At 62.7% G+C, this 15,817-nt stretch carries 15 protein-coding genes; 8 read left to right on the forward strand and 7 right to left on the reverse strand.

The annotated features are described in order from the left end of the window. Window positions 1–17: 17 nt before the first annotated feature. Entirely contained in the window at window positions 18–473 is a 456-nt protein-coding gene (locus ACZ5G6_RS05770; protein WP_223936135.1) for a nucleoside deaminase, read from the forward strand. Window positions 474–579: 106 nt separating this feature from the next. On the opposite strand, the gene ACZ5G6_RS05775 is transcribed toward ACZ5G6_RS05770, so the two are convergent. Further along, window positions 580–2,820, reverse strand: coding sequence for a hypothetical protein (locus ACZ5G6_RS05775; RefSeq protein ID WP_498690052.1), 2,241 nt, complete (start codon window positions 2,818–2,820; stop codon window positions 580–582). A gap of 325 nt (window positions 2,821–3,145) precedes the next feature. On the opposite strand from ACZ5G6_RS05775, the gene ACZ5G6_RS05780 reads away from it, so the two are divergent. Beyond that, window positions 3,146–3,580 carry a CBS domain-containing protein gene (locus tag ACZ5G6_RS05780; RefSeq protein ID WP_223936137.1) on the forward strand — a complete coding sequence of 145 codons (435 nt, stop codon included), beginning with the start codon at window positions 3,146–3,148 and terminating at the stop codon, window positions 3,578–3,580. A gap of 60 nt (window positions 3,581–3,640) precedes the next feature. On the opposite strand, the gene ACZ5G6_RS05785 is transcribed toward ACZ5G6_RS05780, so the two are convergent. Continuing rightward, entirely contained in the window at window positions 3,641–3,937 is a 297-nt protein-coding gene (locus ACZ5G6_RS05785; RefSeq protein WP_498690054.1) for a hypothetical protein, read from the reverse strand. Between the two features lie 90 nt (window positions 3,938–4,027). On the opposite strand from ACZ5G6_RS05785, the gene ACZ5G6_RS05790 reads away from it, so the two are divergent. Beyond that, complete coding sequence (locus ACZ5G6_RS05790) at window positions 4,028–6,460, forward strand: Tex family protein (protein ID WP_498690055.1); 2,433 nt, start codon at window positions 4,028–4,030, stop codon at window positions 6,458–6,460. 12 nt (window positions 6,461–6,472) lie between these two features. Here ACZ5G6_RS05790 and ACZ5G6_RS05795 read toward each other — a convergent pair whose 3' ends face one another. Both ACZ5G6_RS05795 and ACZ5G6_RS05800 read right to left on the reverse strand, forming a co-directional pair. Beyond that, the gene (locus ACZ5G6_RS05795; protein ID WP_223936140.1) at window positions 6,473–6,877 is read right to left on the reverse strand and encodes a DUF1622 domain-containing protein; all 405 of its coding nucleotides are present in this window, start codon (window positions 6,875–6,877) and stop codon (window positions 6,473–6,475) included. Between the two features lie 27 nt (window positions 6,878–6,904). Further along, window positions 6,905–7,822 carry an MSMEG_6728 family protein gene (locus ACZ5G6_RS05800; protein ID WP_223936141.1) on the reverse strand — a complete coding sequence of 306 codons (918 nt, stop codon included), beginning with the start codon at window positions 7,820–7,822 and terminating at the stop codon, window positions 6,905–6,907. Window positions 7,823–7,904: 82 nt separating this feature from the next. On the opposite strand from ACZ5G6_RS05800, the gene ACZ5G6_RS05805 reads away from it, so the two are divergent. From ACZ5G6_RS05805 to ACZ5G6_RS05815, 3 genes are all read left to right on the forward strand, one after another. Next, window positions 7,905–8,933, forward strand: coding sequence for an adenosine deaminase (locus ACZ5G6_RS05805; RefSeq protein WP_223936142.1), 1,029 nt, complete (start codon window positions 7,905–7,907; stop codon window positions 8,931–8,933). A 156-nt stretch (window positions 8,934–9,089) separates the two neighbouring features. After that, window positions 9,090–9,956 (forward strand): pullulanase X25 domain-containing protein, encoded by an 867-nt coding sequence (locus tag ACZ5G6_RS05810; protein ID WP_223936143.1) that lies wholly within the window; start codon window positions 9,090–9,092, stop codon window positions 9,954–9,956. Window positions 9,957–10,064: 108 nt separating this feature from the next. Further along, window positions 10,065–10,379 (forward strand): acylphosphatase, encoded by a 315-nt coding sequence (locus tag ACZ5G6_RS05815; protein ID WP_223936144.1) that lies wholly within the window; start codon window positions 10,065–10,067, stop codon window positions 10,377–10,379. Window positions 10,380–10,384: 5 nt separating this feature from the next. Here ACZ5G6_RS05815 and ACZ5G6_RS05820 read toward each other — a convergent pair whose 3' ends face one another. Further along, window positions 10,385–11,278, reverse strand: a complete 894-nt coding sequence (locus ACZ5G6_RS05820; RefSeq protein ID WP_223936145.1) for a PfkB family carbohydrate kinase — start codon at window positions 11,276–11,278, stop codon at window positions 10,385–10,387. Window positions 11,279–11,300: 22 nt separating this feature from the next. Further along, window positions 11,301–12,074, reverse strand: a complete 774-nt coding sequence (locus tag ACZ5G6_RS05825) for a GntR family transcriptional regulator (protein ID WP_223936146.1) — start codon at window positions 12,072–12,074, stop codon at window positions 11,301–11,303. Window positions 12,075–12,208: 134 nt separating this feature from the next. On the opposite strand from ACZ5G6_RS05825, the gene ACZ5G6_RS05830 reads away from it, so the two are divergent. Both ACZ5G6_RS05830 and ACZ5G6_RS05835 read left to right on the forward strand, forming a co-directional pair. Further along, window positions 12,209–13,639 (forward strand): MFS transporter, encoded by a 1,431-nt coding sequence (locus ACZ5G6_RS05830; RefSeq protein WP_498690058.1) that lies wholly within the window; start codon window positions 12,209–12,211, stop codon window positions 13,637–13,639. A gap of 79 nt (window positions 13,640–13,718) precedes the next feature. Beyond that, window positions 13,719–14,717, forward strand: a complete 999-nt coding sequence (locus ACZ5G6_RS05835; RefSeq protein ID WP_223936147.1) for a nucleoside hydrolase — start codon at window positions 13,719–13,721, stop codon at window positions 14,715–14,717. 84 nt (window positions 14,718–14,801) lie between these two features. On the opposite strand, the gene ACZ5G6_RS05840 is transcribed toward ACZ5G6_RS05835, so the two are convergent. Next, complete coding sequence (locus ACZ5G6_RS05840) at window positions 14,802–15,554, reverse strand: ArsR/SmtB family transcription factor (RefSeq protein ID WP_498690060.1); 753 nt, start codon at window positions 15,552–15,554, stop codon at window positions 14,802–14,804. Between the last annotated feature and the right edge of the window lie 263 nt (window positions 15,555–15,817).

Genomic DNA, 15,817 nt, shown 5'->3' on the forward strand with positions numbered 1-15,817 from the left:
CAATTTAGACTGCACCCATGACTGAATCAGCACGTACCACCGCCGATCCCGCTTTCGAAGCCGCCTACGAGGCCGCGCAAAAGAGTCTCAGCGAGGGCGGCATTCCTATTGGCGCCGCGTTGGCCCGAGGTGGGAAGGTCATCGCGAGTGGGCACAATGAACGGGTCCAGCACGGAGACCCCATAGCCCACGGCGAGATGTCTGCGCTTCGGGCTGCCGGACGCCAAAAGAGCTACCGGGACACCACCCTCTACACCACGCTGGCGCCGTGTGCGATGTGCACGGGAACCATCATCCAATTCAAGATTCCGCGCGTCGTGGTGGGCGAAGCGGAGACGTTTCCGGGCGAATTCGACCTCCTGCGTTCGCGTGGCGTTGACGTGGTTGTCCTCGATGACCCCCGCTGCGTGGACATGATGCGCGCCTTCCAGGAGGAACACCCTGAACTGTGGGCCGAGGACATCGCCGAATAGCTGCAACGACTTAAAGGAGCGACGGCGGCACCCACCTTTTCGAGCGATGGAGCGTGCCGCCGTCGCCGGCTGCGGAGGAGCCACATGCCAAACGGTCATCCGACGACTATTTGGCAGGCTTCCTCGGAGCCGACCGGCGGGAACGGGCCGCCGGAGTTGATGGAATCAGTTCCTTGACCTGGGCCAGGACTGTGGGGTTGACGCCGCGGGAGCCCAGGTCCTTGGCGAGGGTCTCCACCTCTGACTTCGCGGCTGCTGTGTCGTTCGCCTTCACATGCAGTTCCGTCCGCAGTTCCACGAGCTTCCGGTACGCCAGGTTGTTCGCCGCACCACTGGCCTTCTGGTAGCTGGCGAGCCCGGCATCGGTCAGCGCCAGTGCCCGCTCAGGGTCGGCGCTGTGGTGCTTCACCATTTTGTCTTCCTTGCGGCGATAGAAGTCATCTCCCACGGATTGCGCGACGGCGGTAGCCGCCTTGACGCCTAAAGGCTCGCCGCCGAACCGCTCGGCTGCCTCCGTAAGGGCGTCCAGGCCCTTGCTCAGATGGGGCGACATCGAACCTTCAAACGCCAGGGTGAGACCGACTTCCCGGGTAAAGAACTCGGGTGCGAACCGATCTTCCTCCCGTGTGACCGGGAAGCCGACCCGCAAGGGCAAGGTATTGGACGCCTGGACTATGCCGTCTGTCGAATAGATGGCGCGGACCAAGTACTGCCCGGGCTCGTCAAAAGCGAAGCCTTGCACTCCATATGCCAGCTGGACCAGTTGGCTGTAGCGGTCGCTGCCATCACTCGTGGCCGCTGCGGCAGGTTCCAGGGTCACCGGTTCAGGAAGGCCATAGAAGCAGACCACGGATTCGTGCAGAACCACGGTTCCGTTGGGCTTCTGCACGTAGACGGTGGTGTTTCCGAACCTGGGATCCAGGCGGCCATCCACCACCACTGGCACATCGCTGGTGTTCCGCAAGCGGAATTCAATGGACACAGGCTCCATGTAGTCGAAGTGGCTCTTGGCTGAGAGCGTCAGTTCAATATCGCTGCCCGGTCCGGAGACGGTCATGGCGCCGGCAGGGGATTCCAGATGCCCACCGGAAGCCCACGGATCTCCACCCATAATTACGGATGCACGGTCGCCATGGCGCATGTGGAGCAGTTCGTCGTCGTCGAACCGGAACCGGAAGTTGCCCCAGAAGGTATCGGTGCCGTTGCGCTGATCGTATTTCCAGTCGTAGTTCATCCAGGACAGGGAATCCGGCCTGGCCTTATCCCACGCATGCAGGAAGTTGAAAGCGTGCCCTGCCTCGTGGACCCATGTGTACAGGAAGTGGCGCATCGCCCAGGCCTGATCCTGGGTGGTGGGGTTGGATACGAGGTTGGTGAACCAGGAGTGGTTGCGGAACACCGCAAAACCCTGGCGGTCCGGACCGCGACCGGCGCCGCCAAAGCCTGCAGCGGCGTCGAACATAATGCCACCAACTCCGGCGGTGTCGAAGAGGCCGGCCTGCACGCCCCACAAGTTCCAGGCAGGCCATCCGGCGTTGAACTTGCCGAACGAGGTCTCCATGGCATCGTGAAGTTCGCCGACGTTCCAGGAAGCGAAGCCGGCAGCACTGTCATCGATCACGGTGTGGATGGGATCGACGGTGACGGCGACGCCCGCGTCGCGGTACGAGGACTCTATGGTGATGGTCCGGTTGGCGAGGTCCGCAGGGCGGTTGTTGTGTGAGTGGCTGTTGTATACGGGAGCTTTGGGCTCGATGTCCACCGAAGTGCAGTAGTCGAGTTCGAGGTTTATATCGCGGAAACAGTCTGAGCGGTAGGCGCACGCGTATGGCTGCCCGGCAACGCCGCCTGCCGTGAACGTGGCAACCGCGCCGGTTATCGCTCCATGGGCCCATGACACGACGATTTCCACCGTGGTGACGGGATGGGTGCCTTTCCAATAGCGGACCGTTCCAGTAATGCGTGCGTCCGCGTGGGTCATGGTGACTACGGGCGCGTCCACGATCCACGACTCCACATAGGTCTTCACGAGTTGGTTTACGCCACCAGTTTTGACCCAACGGGTGCTGTAGAGATCGCCGCTGACTTTGTTCAGCACCGGGGATTCCACGGCCTTCCGCGGATCGACGTCCAAACGGAGGTCCAGTGCGCTGCCCACAGGGCCATTGCCTGCCTGGTTGCCCTCATAGCGGCCACTGACGGGAGCGGAGCGCCAGCATCTCCACCAATCTTCCGACGGCCACGACAACGGATTGGGTTGAGGCCCGGGAGAGGGCGGGAACGGGATTTCACTGGGATTGCCGGGGACAGGGTTGTAGTGGGTGCTGGGGACGTTGGGGGTGTCCATGTGAGGATCTTTCTCGCTCTGCAAGCAGTCAATATGCGTTCGCCCATCACTGGATGAACCAGCTGGACGGCATGACGGTTCAGGGCGGGGCGATGCATGCGGGGAGTCCCAAAGGGGGTGAGAGTGGCCAAGCCCAGAAGCCGTGTGTAACCCAGAAAGAGAATACTCCACCGAATGGACTATATCTAGGGTGCTGCCTTAATTTTCCGTTCGGCAACCTGCCGGATCGCCTAGTCAGCCGGAGTAGCCAAGCGTAGGCTGGCATCATCGGCGTCGGAGCCGAAGGACCCCGCGTCGGTGAACCCCATTCGATGAAGGAGGACCCATGAGTGTCGTACGTGAATTCATGACGACGGATGCCCAATGCATCGCCGAGGACAAAACTCTCGAAGATGCCGCCAGGCTCATGAGGGATCTGGACTGCGGTTCACTTCCCATCTGCGGCAATGACGGCAAGCTCACCGGCTTCATCACCGACCGCGACATCGTGGTCAAGTGTCTGGCCGAGGGAAAGGACGCCCGTGAAGTCCGGGCAAGCGACCTCGCTACCGGTAAGCCGTACTGGGTTGACGCGGATGCCAACGTTGACGAAGCCATCGCCATGATGGAAGAGCATCAGGTTCGCCGTCTTCCCGTCATCAAGGATCACAAGCTGGTAGGCATCATCAGCCAGGGAGATATTGCCCGCAACCACTACGCAGAACAGCGCGTCGGCGAAATGGTGGAGCACATCTCCGCCAAGGAGCATATGTCCCACTAGCAGCAAACCGGCTCTTACTGATCCTGCAGGAAGTATCCAGCCGCCGCGAAGCGCTCCCCGTTAGAGGAACGCCTCGCGGCCCGTTCCTTCGCGCAGGACGAGTTCGTCATTTTCTATCGAGACGATCAGGCTCCGGGGTTTACCCGCGAGCTTTTTCGTTGCGCTGAGCTTCCTGCTGCGGACTTCAACACCCACCGTGGCGCCTTTCGCCGGCAGTTCCACCGTGATTTCGTCGGCCATTCCCAACAGCATCTTGGTGGACACATCCCGTTCGGACACAGCTTCCTTGCCGTCGACGGTCACGCTCACGTCATCGGAAACAAACCCGTCCTGAAGGATGATGAGCAGTTCCTGCATGGTCCAACTACAGCACTAACAGCGCTCCGGGCATAGGCCTTCCGGAACCCGGACCTGAAAACTGTCGGTCATGTGAGGCAAACTGTCAGGGTGACTCAATCTCTCCAACACCATTCTGCCGACTCCGCCATCCATGACCTCATCGCCAAAGAACTCGGGGTCAAGGCCTGGCAAGTCAAAGCCGCGGTGGAACTGCTCGACGCCGGATCCACCGTGCCCTTCATCGCCCGCTACCGTAAGGAAGTCACCGGGACGCTCGATGACACTCAATTGCGCGATCTCGAGGAACGCCTTCGGTACCTGCGTGAGTTGGAAGAGCGGCGGAAGACCGTTCTTGAGGCGATTGCAGCGCAGGGAAAGCTGACGCCGGAACTGGAGGCCGCCGTCGTCGGTGCCGATACCAAGGCGCGGCTGGAGGACATCTACCTACCCTTCAAATCGAAGCGCCGCACCAAGGCCCAGATTGCCCGCGAAGCCGGGTTGGAGCCCCTGGCCGATGCCCTGCTCGCGAACCCACAACTGGATCCGGAAACCGAGGCCGCCAAGTACCTCAACTCCGAGCACTCCATTGAGGACCCAGCCGCCGCGCTCGCAGGCGCCCGCGCGATTTTGGTGGAGCGCGTTGCCCAGGACCCTGACCTCGCGGAGGACCTGCGCGAGCGGCTCTGGAAGCAGGGTCGCATGGTCTCACGCGTCAAGAAGGGTATGGAGGCCGAAGGCCAGAAATTCAAGGACTACTTCGAATTCACGCAGGTGCCCTCCGGCATGCCGTCGCACCGGGTGCTCGCGCTTCTGCGCGGTGAGAAGGACGGCGTACTTGAGTTGGACCTCGCCGAAGCAGACCCCGCCGAAGCAGACCCCGCCGACGACGACGCCCTGGCCGCCGCACGCAGCCGCTATGAGAACGCTGTGGCCAAGCGCCTGGGGGTCGCCAACCACGGCCGTCCCGCCGATCTGTGGCTCACCCAGACGGCCCAGCTCGCCTGGCGTGGGCGCATCCTGGACCGCCTTACCACGGACCTTCGCGCGCGTATGTTTGCTGATGCTGAGGATGAAGCGGTGCGCGTTTTCGCTGCAAACCTCCGCGACGTACTGCTGGCTGCACCGGCCGGAAATCGGTCCACGCTCGGCCTGGACCCGGGACTCCGCACCGGCGTAAAGGTTGCGGTGGTGGACGGCACCGGCAAGGTTGTCGCCACGGACACCATCTATCCGCATGCGCCTGTGAAGAAGTGGGATGAAGCCTTGGCCACGCTGGGTCGCCTCGCCAAGCAGTACAACGTGGAACTCGTTGCTATTGGCAACGGCACAGCGTCCCGCGAGACGGACAAGCTGGCCACCGAGCTCATCAAGTCCCTCGAAGCCGCAGGTTCCAAGGGGGTCCAGAAGCTCGTGGTTTCCGAGGCCGGGGCTTCCGTGTATTCGGCGTCGGCCCTGGCAGCGTCCGAGCTCCCGGGCATGGACGTATCGCTCCGCGGTGCTGTCTCCATTGCCCGGCGCCTGCAGGATCCCCTGGCCGAACTTGTGAAGATCGAACCCAAATCGATCGGCGTGGGCCAGTACCAGCACGATGTCACGGCTGCCAAGCTGGACCGCTCCCTGGATGCCGTGGTTGAAGACTGTGTGAACGCCGTGGGCGTGGACGTCAACACGGCTTCGCCTGCCCTGTTGAGCCGGGTGGCTGGCGTGGGACCTTTGCTGAGCGAAAACATTGTTGCGTACCGCAATGAGAATGGCCCGTTCGCCAAGCGCAGCGATCTCAAGAAGGTACCCCGGCTGGGAGCGAAAGCCTTCGAACAGTGCGCTGGCTTCCTCCGGATCACTGGGGGAGCGGAGCCGTTGGATGCTTCCAGCGTTCACCCCGAGGCGTACTCGGTGGCCCGTAAGATCCTGGTGGCGGCAGGCGGCGGACCAGCTACAGCGTTGGATCCGCAGGCATTTGTGGATGGCACTTTCGGCTTGCCGACCGTCAAGGACATCATGTCCGAGCTTGAGAAGCCGGGCCGCGACCCCCGCCCGGCGTTCCAAGCGGCATCGTTCTCCGAGGGCATTGAAAAGATCTCCGACCTCAAGCCCGGAATGATCCTGGAAGGCACCGTCACCAACGTAGCCGCGTTCGGTGCTTTCGTGGACGTCGGAGTGCACCAGGATGGATTGGTCCATGTGTCAGCCCTGTCCAACAAGTTCGTCTCCGACCCCCGTGAGATTGTGAAGTCAGGCCAGGTGGTCAAGGTGAAGGTGCTCGAAGCCGATCCCGAGCGAAAGCGCATCTCGCTGACGTTGAGGCTCGACGACGAACCCGGTACGCCGGGCGGCCGCAGTTCCGGTGGACGTAACTCAGGCAGCGGTAACTCGGGCGCACGCGATGCTGGAGGGCAGCGATCAGGTGGCCAGCCGGGCCAGCGCGGCGGTGGCCAGGCGGGGCGGCAGGGTGACCGCCGTCAGGGCAAGCCACAGCAGACCCAGGCTCCCGCCAATACAGCCATGGCGGAGGCTCTTCGTCGGGCAGGGCTCGGGAAGTAGGCAAACCCCGCGCTACGACGGCACGGACGAGCCATCCGGAACGGACGTGCCGCCGTCGGGCTCCTTCTCCTTTTGCCACGGCCAGCGGCCGGTGATCTCCAGCTCAAGCGAGAAGCTCAGGAATGTGCGGATCAGCACGATGATCGCCAGGACGCCCACGCTCTCAAACGTGGGCGTCACGGCAACGGTCCGGATGATGTCGGCGGCCACAAGGAGCTCAAGACCCAGGAGGATGGAGCGTCCCAGTAGTTGCCGGTAGGCACGGTACGGCGAAAACGGGGCTAGGCCGCGGGCGCGGTTCGGTTGGTAGCCGCGCAAAGCGAGTGGGATCGAGACCAAGGCCCCGATCACCATGACTGCCACGCCGGCGAAGTCCATGTACCGGCCCACCACTTCGATGATGTGCTGGAAATCCATTGCCCTCCCTCGCCCTTACTTGCCCGGCTACTTGACGGGCGCGGGGATCGGGAAGAACACCCGGGGATCCTGGAGGAGCGCCGGGTAATCGAAATCGGAGCGCTTGACCACGTCAGTTACTTCGAAGTTGCGGGCGAACTTGCCCTCAACCGTGATGGGCCGTCCATGAATCAATCCGACAGCGAAGGTCTGGCCACCGTCGAACGGGACGGCGATCTCGGTCTTGCCGGGAAGCGTGTTGAAGGCAGCTTCCTGGGCCTGGCGTTTCCGGGTGGGCTTCTTCTCGAGCACCTTGGCCGGGCGCTTTTTGGGGCCCTTAAGCTGGCGGCGGGACTTCTCTTCCGCGTACACAAATTGGTACTCATCGGTATCGGAAACAGCAGCCCCCTGCTTGGCCTTGCCGTGCGGGGGCATGCTCACCGTGGTGAGCTGTTCCGGCCGGATGTCCTCCACATTGGCGCGCAGGATCCAGAGACGGTCGTCTTCCGGGTCTTCAGGGTGGAATTCGTGCATGGGCTCGGGCCACACGTATTCGAGCTTTTCTTCGACGCCCGGGAAGATCCGCCCGTAGAACTTGGGGTCTTTACCGATGAGCTTGGAGCGATGGCTGAGGTGCAGGTCCTCGTAGCCCAGCCACGGCGGCATGATGATCCGGGAGGCGTAATCAGGGTGTGCAGCCTGCGGCGCGAACTCCGCGATGTTGCCACGGGTGTTGTCCGGGTGGCCGCGCTGGATCCATTCGTCGGCCATTGCCAGGCCGTACATGGTGAGCGCCGGGACGTGGCCCATCCACATACGGACGGCCGGGTGCTGCTGCCAACCGTACTCCGGAATGACCAGTGCGCGGAGGACCTGGAGGGCTTCGACGCGCTGTTTGCCGAGCCTTGAGGTGTCGAGCGCCGCGGCGCTCTCACGGAAATCGGCGAAAGGGAGGAAAGTCTGCATCCTTTCAGTTTGGGGGTCCCGCGGCGAAGAACCAAGTTGAGTGCTCCGGGACACGTACACGGATGGGGCCTAGAGTTGTCGAGTGGAAACTTTTGGCGAGAAAACGACGACGGCGCCCCCGGTTGCCGAACTGCACCTGCACATCGAAGGGACTCTCCAGCCAGAGCTGATCTTTGCCCTGGCCGAACGCAACGGTATCGAACTACCGTATGAAGACATCGAAGAACTGCGTGAGAAGTACGAATTCTCGGACCTGCAGTCCTTCCTTGACCTTTACTACGCCAACATGGCCGTCCTGCAGACCGAGCAGGATTTCACTGACATGACCCGCGCTTATCTTCAGCGCGCAGCTGCCGGGGGAGTGCGCCACGCGGAAATCATGATGGATCCGCAGGCGCACGTATCCAGGGGAGTAGCGCTTGAGACTGTAGTCAACGGCATGGCCAACGCCTTGGCGACGTCGGAGGAGGACTTCGGTGTTTCGACACTCCTGATTGCCGCGTTCCTCAGGGACATGTCCGAGGACTCCGCACTCGAGGTACTGGACCAGCTCCTGGCGATGCACGCCCCCATCGTCGGCATCGGGCTGGACTCGGCAGAGGTGGGCAATCCGCCGTCGAAGTTTGAGCGACTGTACCAGCGCGCCGCCGACGCCGGGTTGCGGAGAATCGCGCACGCGGGCGAGGAAGGACCGGCGTCCTACATCACCGAGGCCCTGGACGTGCTGCATGTGGAGAGGATCGATCACGGAATCCGCTGCATGGAGGACACGGACGTTGTGCAGCGGCTCGTCGCCGAGCAAGTGCCCTTGACGGTTTGCCCACTGTCCAACGTTCGCTTGCGCGCGGTGGACAAGCTCGCAGATCACCCGCTGCCGGACATGCTCGCGATCGGCTTGAACGTTTGCGTGAACTCGGACGACCCCGCCTACTTTGGCGGCTATGTGGACGACAACTTCGAGCAGTTGGCCAAGGTCCTTGAATTCTCGGTGCCGGAGCAGGCCACGTTGGCGGCAAACTCGATCCGGTCCTCGTTCGCGAGCGACGCCCGGAAAGCAGTATTACTGGACGAAGTCACGGAGTGGGTCAAGGCGTCCGTTCCAGGGCACTAAACCCTAAATTTGGTGGTCCAGCCGAGACCCGTCGATCACTTCCGGCCGCCGGGATGTCACACTCGGTCACGACACACGGTGTTTACCAATATCAGTCGCGCGAATTAACAATTCATTGGCAAACTGCAAGGGATTATCCACCGTAGAAGGAGAAGCATGGGCGCGAACACCGCCGAGAACACCAACCTTCGTCTGAAGGCCGTACTGGACATCCTTGCTGAGGGCGTATGGTCTGGAGCCACGCTGAACGCAGGGGAAGTCCTGGCAGAGGCCATTGGACGCGTTCCTTTCAACGACCATGAGGCTGAACTTCTCAGTGGGGGCATTCCCCGCGGCCACAAAACCCTGACGTCGGCTTCGGCCAAGCTGGTCAAGGCCGGCTGGCTGGTCAAGGGGCGTTCGGGCTGGACCATCCCGGAAGACGGCTTGCGTGCGACTGTCGCCTTCCCTGACGTTTCGGCTTTCGCGGAGGCCCTCGACGCCGGAACGCCGGTACCAGCCGACGTTCCCGTGCCTACGGCCCCTCCCGCCAAGGCCAAGACGAAGCGTGCGGCTACGTCAAAGAAGGCTGCTGCTCCGAAGGCTGCCGCCAGTAAAGCTGCCACGGCCAAAGCTGCCACCACCAAGGCTGCCGCTACCTCCAAGGCTGCGCCTGCCGCGAAGAAGGCTCCCACGCGTAAGGCACCTGCCAAGGCAGCGGCGGCTCCCGCCGTCGAGACCCTGCCGCAGCCGGACGCCGTCGCTATTGCCGGTGACTTCAACAAGATCCTTGGCGCTCCGGAAGACTGGGCTCCCCAGTACGACGAAGCCCAGATGGAGTTCAACCCCCTGGTCCAGGTATGGACGCTGACCGCCGACCTGCCGGCTGGTTTCTATACCTACAAGATCGCGCTGAACCGCGCTTGGGACGAGAACTATGGTGCGTTCGGGGTCCGGGATGGCGCCAACCACGAGCTAAACCACGACGGCGGCACTGTCACCTTCACGTACAGCCACGCGACGCACGATATCGTGACGGCCTAGTTCCAGGTTCCTCCAAGTCCCAACTCCAAATTTGCTCCAAGTTGGAGTTGGGACTTGGAGCAAACGGACGTCCTGACGCAGGGAGATTCCGGGGGTTACATTAGGTCCATGGCTGAGTCCCCAGAAACGCACGCTGGTCCTGCCAACGAGGCTGTCAGGCTCACGGCTCGCGTGAGCGGCGTGGTTCAAGGCGTCGGATTCCGGTACTGGACGGCGCGAAAAGCGGACGAACTCCTTCTAACCGGCACGGTCCGCAACCGTTACGACGGTTCTGTGGAACTCGTGGCCGAAGGGTCCACGGCGCACGTTGGCCGTTTCCTGGACTGGCTGAACTCACCACGGGCTCCAGGCAGGGTGGAGAATGTGGAATCAGACGTTTCCTCGGCGACGGGGGAGTTCAAGGAGTTCCGGATCGTGGGTTAGTTGGTTCAGCGGGCCTGCCGCGTCGCCTCGATGTAGTGCGCCAACGGCTTCAACGCAGGCTGTGACGAAGCATCCCGGACAGCGTCCGCACCTACGGCGTTTGCTGCAGCCAGGGCATGGCTGTGTTCAAGTCCGGCCCTCAGGGCTAGAACCAACGCGGCGCAGAATGCATCTCCAGCTCCGATGGTGTTGGCGATATCCGTGACCCGAACGGCAGGAGCTTCGGCCACGCGTTCGCCGTGCTCGAAGATCGCCGAGCCCTCGCCGCCATACGTCACGGCAACCAGTGGTGCGTTCTTGAGTTCGGGGATGAGTGCGTACTCGGTTTCATTGACGATCACCAGGTCGCAACGCTTCAGGAGCTCCGGAAGGATGGGGGCGGCCGGTGCAGCGTTGAGGGCGAAGAATCCCTTGGTGCGACGAGCCGTTTCCAGCACCACTTCCTGGTCCACTTCGAGCTGGCACAAGACGGCTTCTTCCTCGGCAAAGGGCACGCCAACCACGGACACTTCACTGTTGGCGCCCGGGCACACAACTATCTGGTTCTCGCCATCGCTGTCCACCAGGACCAGTGCCGTGCCCGTCGCAGCATCCACCTGCGCGATGTCATCGACGTCGACGCCGGCACCCGCCATTGCGTCGAGGAGGCTTCGGCCAGCTTGGTCCCGGCCTACTGCCCCCACCATGCGAGAGGCTCCTGCGAGCCGGGCTGCAGCCACGGCCTGGTTGGCGCCCTTGCCGCCGGGCTGTTGGCGGAGGACGGCGCCGCCAACGGTTTCGCCGGGCGTCGGGAGGCGGCTGGCGGTTGCCGTGATGTCGAGGTTGATGCTGCCTACAACGGTGAGCGCGGTGCTCGCGGCCGGCAAAATGGGCGCAGAAGACTGAGGGGAGGAGCTCATGGAAGGACCTTTTCGGGAGGATTCAGGAGGACTGGATAACGGAGAGGTGACCGGCTTTGGCAGCCACGAGGCATTTTGCAAGGTAGAACGGGGAGCCCTTGCGGCGGACGTATTGGGTGAGGACCAGAACCGGCTCGGATGGTCGAAGATCCAGCAACTTAGCGCGGCTGGGACCCGCGGTGCTTAGGCTGATTTCGCATTCACCAGGTCCAAGTGACGCCCCCGGAAGCCCGCTGAGGACCTCCAAAAGGGTTGCAGCTGAAAGGGTGGGCGCTTCCGCTGCTTCGGCGAGGGCCTCGGCCTCGGGGATTCCTTGTGCGACGTTTTCCTGCAGGTGGGCCACGGGCTCGCCATTGCGGATCAGCACGCTTTCCCAAAACCAACAGTCTTCGTCGGGCTGGACACCAATTCCGGGTGCCACGAATTCCGAGGCCGGCTGCTTGATGGCAGCAACGCGCTTGACCTGGATGTCCTGGTCCGGGCCACCGAGGAGTTGATCGAACGGGCGGATGTGTTCGATGCCGATCCGGGGCAGGGAATCGGCAACGAAACGGCCCACACCGCGGCGGGCCCGGGTGAGTCCGTCTTCCTCCAGCAGCATCAGCGCTTCCCGGATCACGGTGCGGCTGACGTCCATCATGACGCCCAACTCGGTCTCGGTAGGCAGTAGCGAGCCGGGAGGGAGGAGCTTGGTCCTGATTGCCTCGGCGATGCGTGAGTAAGCCGCAACGCGCAAAGGCTGGCCGGGTTGGGGCGCAATGGGTCGGGACAGGAACTGGACGGCGTTGTCGGTCAAGGGTGCCTCACTTGAGATTGGTTACGGCCACTGTACCCGAAAAATGTGATAGGTTGCACAAGCTCGTAATACATGCTTGTATAACAACTCACATCTCGTGGCGCCGCCTGCGCCCTCGGACAAAGGAGTTTGATGTGAATATCCCCAACACCGCGGTGGAAGCGCAGTCTTCAGTAGCCGCAGAAGCGACGCCGGATACGCGGCCCGGAGGCCGTGCTGCTGTCCTGCTGATCACCACGCTGGTCCTGGCCGTGCTGTCTTTCCAGCTCAATGCCAGCATGATCACCCCGGCCCTCCCGCACATCGGCTCGTTCTTCGGCGAGACGCCCGAGGCTGTGGCACAGGTGCAGTCCATGTTTTTCTTGGCGGGCGCTATCTCGGGCCCGGTGATCGGACGCTGGAGCGACTTCATCGGGCGCCGGACGGCACTGCTCTTGGTCCTGGCCATTATGGGTGCAGGAACCGTGCTGTGCATTTTCGCTCCGAACCTGCCGCTGTTGGTCACTGGTCGCTTCATGCAGGGTGTTTCCAGTGCCATCTTCGCCCTCTCCTACATCGTGCTCAACGAATACCTGCCGGCCCGGCTCTTCGGCACGTCCATCGGCATCATCGCTGCCATCAACGGCGGTGTGGGTGGTGTTGACGGCTACTTCGGTGGACTCATGGCTGAGACGCTCGGCTTCCAGTCGATCTTCGTTGCCGTCCTCGCTTTGGCCGCGATCGCCGTCGTCTGCGTCATCAAAGTTGTCCCGGGCGGGAAATCCGCTGTGGCTCCGGGACGCATGGACTGGTGGGGAGCCGGCTCGCTGTCCGTGTTCCTCGTATTCATTACGTACTTCGTATCCACGGGGTCCTCCGCAGGCTGGACCTCACCCTCCGCACTTGCCCTGCTGGTTGGAAGCATCGCGTCCTTCACGGCTTTCTGGCTCATCGAGAAGAAGCGCGCCACGCCCCTGGTTGCGGTCCACCACCTCCGTTCGCGCCAGGTATGGCCGGTCATCGCCACCACTGTGCTGACGCTCGCGGGAATCTTCGCCATCATCAACTTCACCGTGGTGCTGCTCAGCCAGGACAAGGTGAACGGCTTCGGCTTGTCGGCCTCGCTCGCGGCGCTGCTGTTCCTGACCCCGGCAGCACTGATCGGCGTGTTCGCGGCCCCTCTCGCAGGTTGGATTGCCGACCGCCGTGGCTGGATCAAGACCGTCCGCGTCGGCACGGCCACGAGCCTGGCCTGCGCCATTGCCGCTGCCTTGTTCGCCGACAACCAAGTAGCAGTCCTCATCGCCATCGCAGCCCTGGGCATCTTCTACAACGGCTTCTTCCTCACCGCCATCAACGGCCTGTCCGTCCTGCTCTCGCCCAAGGAAGCACCCGCCGCACTGCCGGGAATCAACGGTGCCTCGTTCGGCATCGGGGCGAGCCTCGGCGTCGTCGTTGTTGCCCCGTTCGCCGGTCAGGGCACCGCAGCCGGGTACTCGGCGGCGCTCTGGATTTCGGTGTCCATCACCGTCCTCGCCTTCATTGTCAGCCTGTTCATCACAGCTCCAAAGGGCGAAAAAATCTAAAGCCCGACGGCGGCACGCGGCGCGCGCGCCCGCCCCACTCCTCTTCACAACACTCCGCCAGATCCTGAAACGAGAGACCATGAATCAGCGCACAGCAGCCCCCTTCTACCTCGACTGCGATACGGGAATCGATGATGCCCTCGCCCTCGCCTACCTGCTCGCAACGCCGAGAGCAGAACTCGTTGGCATCGGCACCGTGAGCGGCAACATCAGTGCCGCAGGTGGCGCCCGGAACACCCTTGACCTGCTGAAGCTGGCCGGGCATCCGGACATCCCCGTGGCGATCGGCGCGCACGATCCGCAGGTCGGGACATTCCACGGCGGGGCGCCTCATGTGCATGGCGACAATGGAATCGGCGGGGTGGACCTGGTTCCGTCGGATCGCGAGCCGATCCAGGCCTCGGCTGCGGAACTCCTGGTCCAGCTGGCTCACCAGCATGCTGGGGAACTGCGCGTTGTGGCTATCGGTCCGCTGACCAATATCGCCCAAGCCCTCCGGCTGGAGCCCAAGTTGCCGGAACTCATAGCCGAAATCACCATCATGGGCGGCGCAGCCCTGGCCCCGGGAAATATCACGCCGGTGGCAGAGGCCAACATCGCCAACGACCCCGAGGCTGCGGCGGAAGTACTCGCGGCCGATTGGAACGTGACGCTGGTACCGCTGGACGTCACCATGACCAACGTCCTGGAAGAAACCCACCGCCAGGAGCTACTGGCATCCGAGCACCCTGTTTCGCGGGCGCTCGGCGACATGCTTGGCTACTACTTCGGCTTCTACGTCGACATTTTCGGACGGGCCTGCTCCGCGATGCACGATCCTCTCGCCGCAGCCATTGCCGTCAGGGGAGTGGAGCTGGCCGTGGCGCCGACCGTTCGCGTGGAGGTAGATACAACCAACGGTCCCAGCCGTGGCCAGACCGTGTGCGATCTCCGTGGACAGTACCTGGGTTTCCCCGACCAGCGCGGTGCGCGTTGCCGGGTGGTGCTGGAAATTGGCGAAGATTTCGCTCCGCACCTACTGGGAACCATGCAGGCAGCATGGCTCTCCGAAGAACAGCTGGCTACTCCCGTCGCCTGACTAACAGAAGACTGAAGCAGCGACGACGACGGCGGCAGCGGCCCGCCGTCGTCGTGGGTTAACCGTCGCCTTGGGTTAGGGCGCCTAGGCGTACATGAGTGAGCCGGGCGTTGTCAGCGTTTCGCCCGTTTCGAGCCACGTCTTGAGGCCTGAGAGGATCATGGGCCAGCCGCCGTACAGCTGCTCGTTGGCGCCTTCGCGGAGCTGATCGTGCGTGACGGTGAGATGGCACGAATCGCCCACGGGCTCGATTTCCCAGGTGATCCGCGATGTTCCTTCCGCTTTGACGTCCTCGCCCCACAACGCCCGCATGGTCTGGACGAGCCGGCGCGGCGGATCGACTTCGATGTTCTCGCCCTCGCCCAATGGCTCATCTGCCTTGACGTTGTGCATTTCAAAGCGGCCGCCAGGAGTCCAGTCCGCCGTGAACGTATTCCCGAACTGGTACTTGCTGCGGATTTCGCTGTTGGTGATGGCTTCCCAGAGCCGTTCCGGAGTGGTTTTGATGTAAATCTCAAAGATCTTTTCCATGGGGCTTTCCAATCTGGATTTGAGGTCGCTGAGTGCAGCGGCCCATGGTTCTGCGTATTTGCTCACCCAGCGATCGTGGATGAGCCGGATGGGGACGGGGTTCAGGAAATGCAACTTTTCACGTCCCCGACGGCGCGTGACCACCAGTCCGGCATCCTCCAACAGTTTGAGGTGCTTGGCTATGCCGAAGCGGGTCATCTCGAACCGGGCTCCGAGTGCGGAGGCGGATTGCCCGTCCTCGCGGAAGAGTTCGTCGAGCAGTTCCCGCCGGGTGGGGTCTGCCAGTGCCTTAAACACGGCGTCCATGTGTTCAGAATAGGTGACCATTTGGTCACGTGTCAACGTCCCACACATGCAGTTCGCTCGGCGCGCTTGGCAGGCGGTCGGGGTGCGAGCATCTCCATCCTGTGCTGGGGCGCTGAGCCTGGGTAAAGAGTTTGTTCCAAATCCGATAGTTTCTGAATTTGGCCGGAAACAAATCATTGCGCCAGTTCAATTTCGCGCGCCTTTACCGGTTGAATAGGCTCGGAAAGTTCAGCATTGTTCGCCTAGGGCCCGCAATAGCAGCG

The sequence above is a fragment of the Arthrobacter sp. TmtSoilC51 genome (assembly GCF_055388015.1).

What these genes read in the sequence shown, in the direction of transcription:
- ACZ5G6_RS05770 (WP_223936135.1), top strand. Translation starts at nt 18, where the DNA reads ATGACTGAATCAGCACGTACCACCGCCGATCCCGCTTTCGAAGCCGCC.
- ACZ5G6_RS05775 (WP_498690052.1), bottom strand. Translation starts at nt 2,820, where the DNA reads ATGGACACCCCCAACGTCCCCAGCACCCACTACAACCCTGTCCCCGGC.
- ACZ5G6_RS05780 (WP_223936137.1), top strand. Translation starts at nt 3,146, where the DNA reads ATGAGTGTCGTACGTGAATTCATGACGACGGATGCCCAATGCATCGCC.
- ACZ5G6_RS05785 (WP_498690054.1), bottom strand. Translation starts at nt 3,937, where the DNA reads ATGCAGGAACTGCTCATCATCCTTCAGGACGGGTTTGTTTCCGATGAC.
- ACZ5G6_RS05795 (WP_223936140.1), bottom strand. Translation starts at nt 6,877, where the DNA reads ATGGATTTCCAGCACATCATCGAAGTGGTGGGCCGGTACATGGACTTC.
- ACZ5G6_RS05800 (WP_223936141.1), bottom strand. Translation starts at nt 7,822, where the DNA reads ATGCAGACTTTCCTCCCTTTCGCCGATTTCCGTGAGAGCGCCGCGGCG.
- ACZ5G6_RS05810 (WP_223936143.1), top strand. Translation starts at nt 9,090, where the DNA reads ATGGGCGCGAACACCGCCGAGAACACCAACCTTCGTCTGAAGGCCGTA.
- ACZ5G6_RS05815 (WP_223936144.1), top strand. Translation starts at nt 10,065, where the DNA reads ATGGCTGAGTCCCCAGAAACGCACGCTGGTCCTGCCAACGAGGCTGTC.
- ACZ5G6_RS05820 (WP_223936145.1), bottom strand. Translation starts at nt 11,278, where the DNA reads ATGAGCTCCTCCCCTCAGTCTTCTGCGCCCATTTTGCCGGCCGCGAGC.
- ACZ5G6_RS05835 (WP_223936147.1), top strand. Translation starts at nt 13,719, where the DNA reads ATGAATCAGCGCACAGCAGCCCCCTTCTACCTCGACTGCGATACGGGA.
- ACZ5G6_RS05840 (WP_498690060.1), bottom strand. Translation starts at nt 15,554, where the DNA reads ATGGACGCCGTGTTTAAGGCACTGGCAGACCCCACCCGGCGGGAACTG.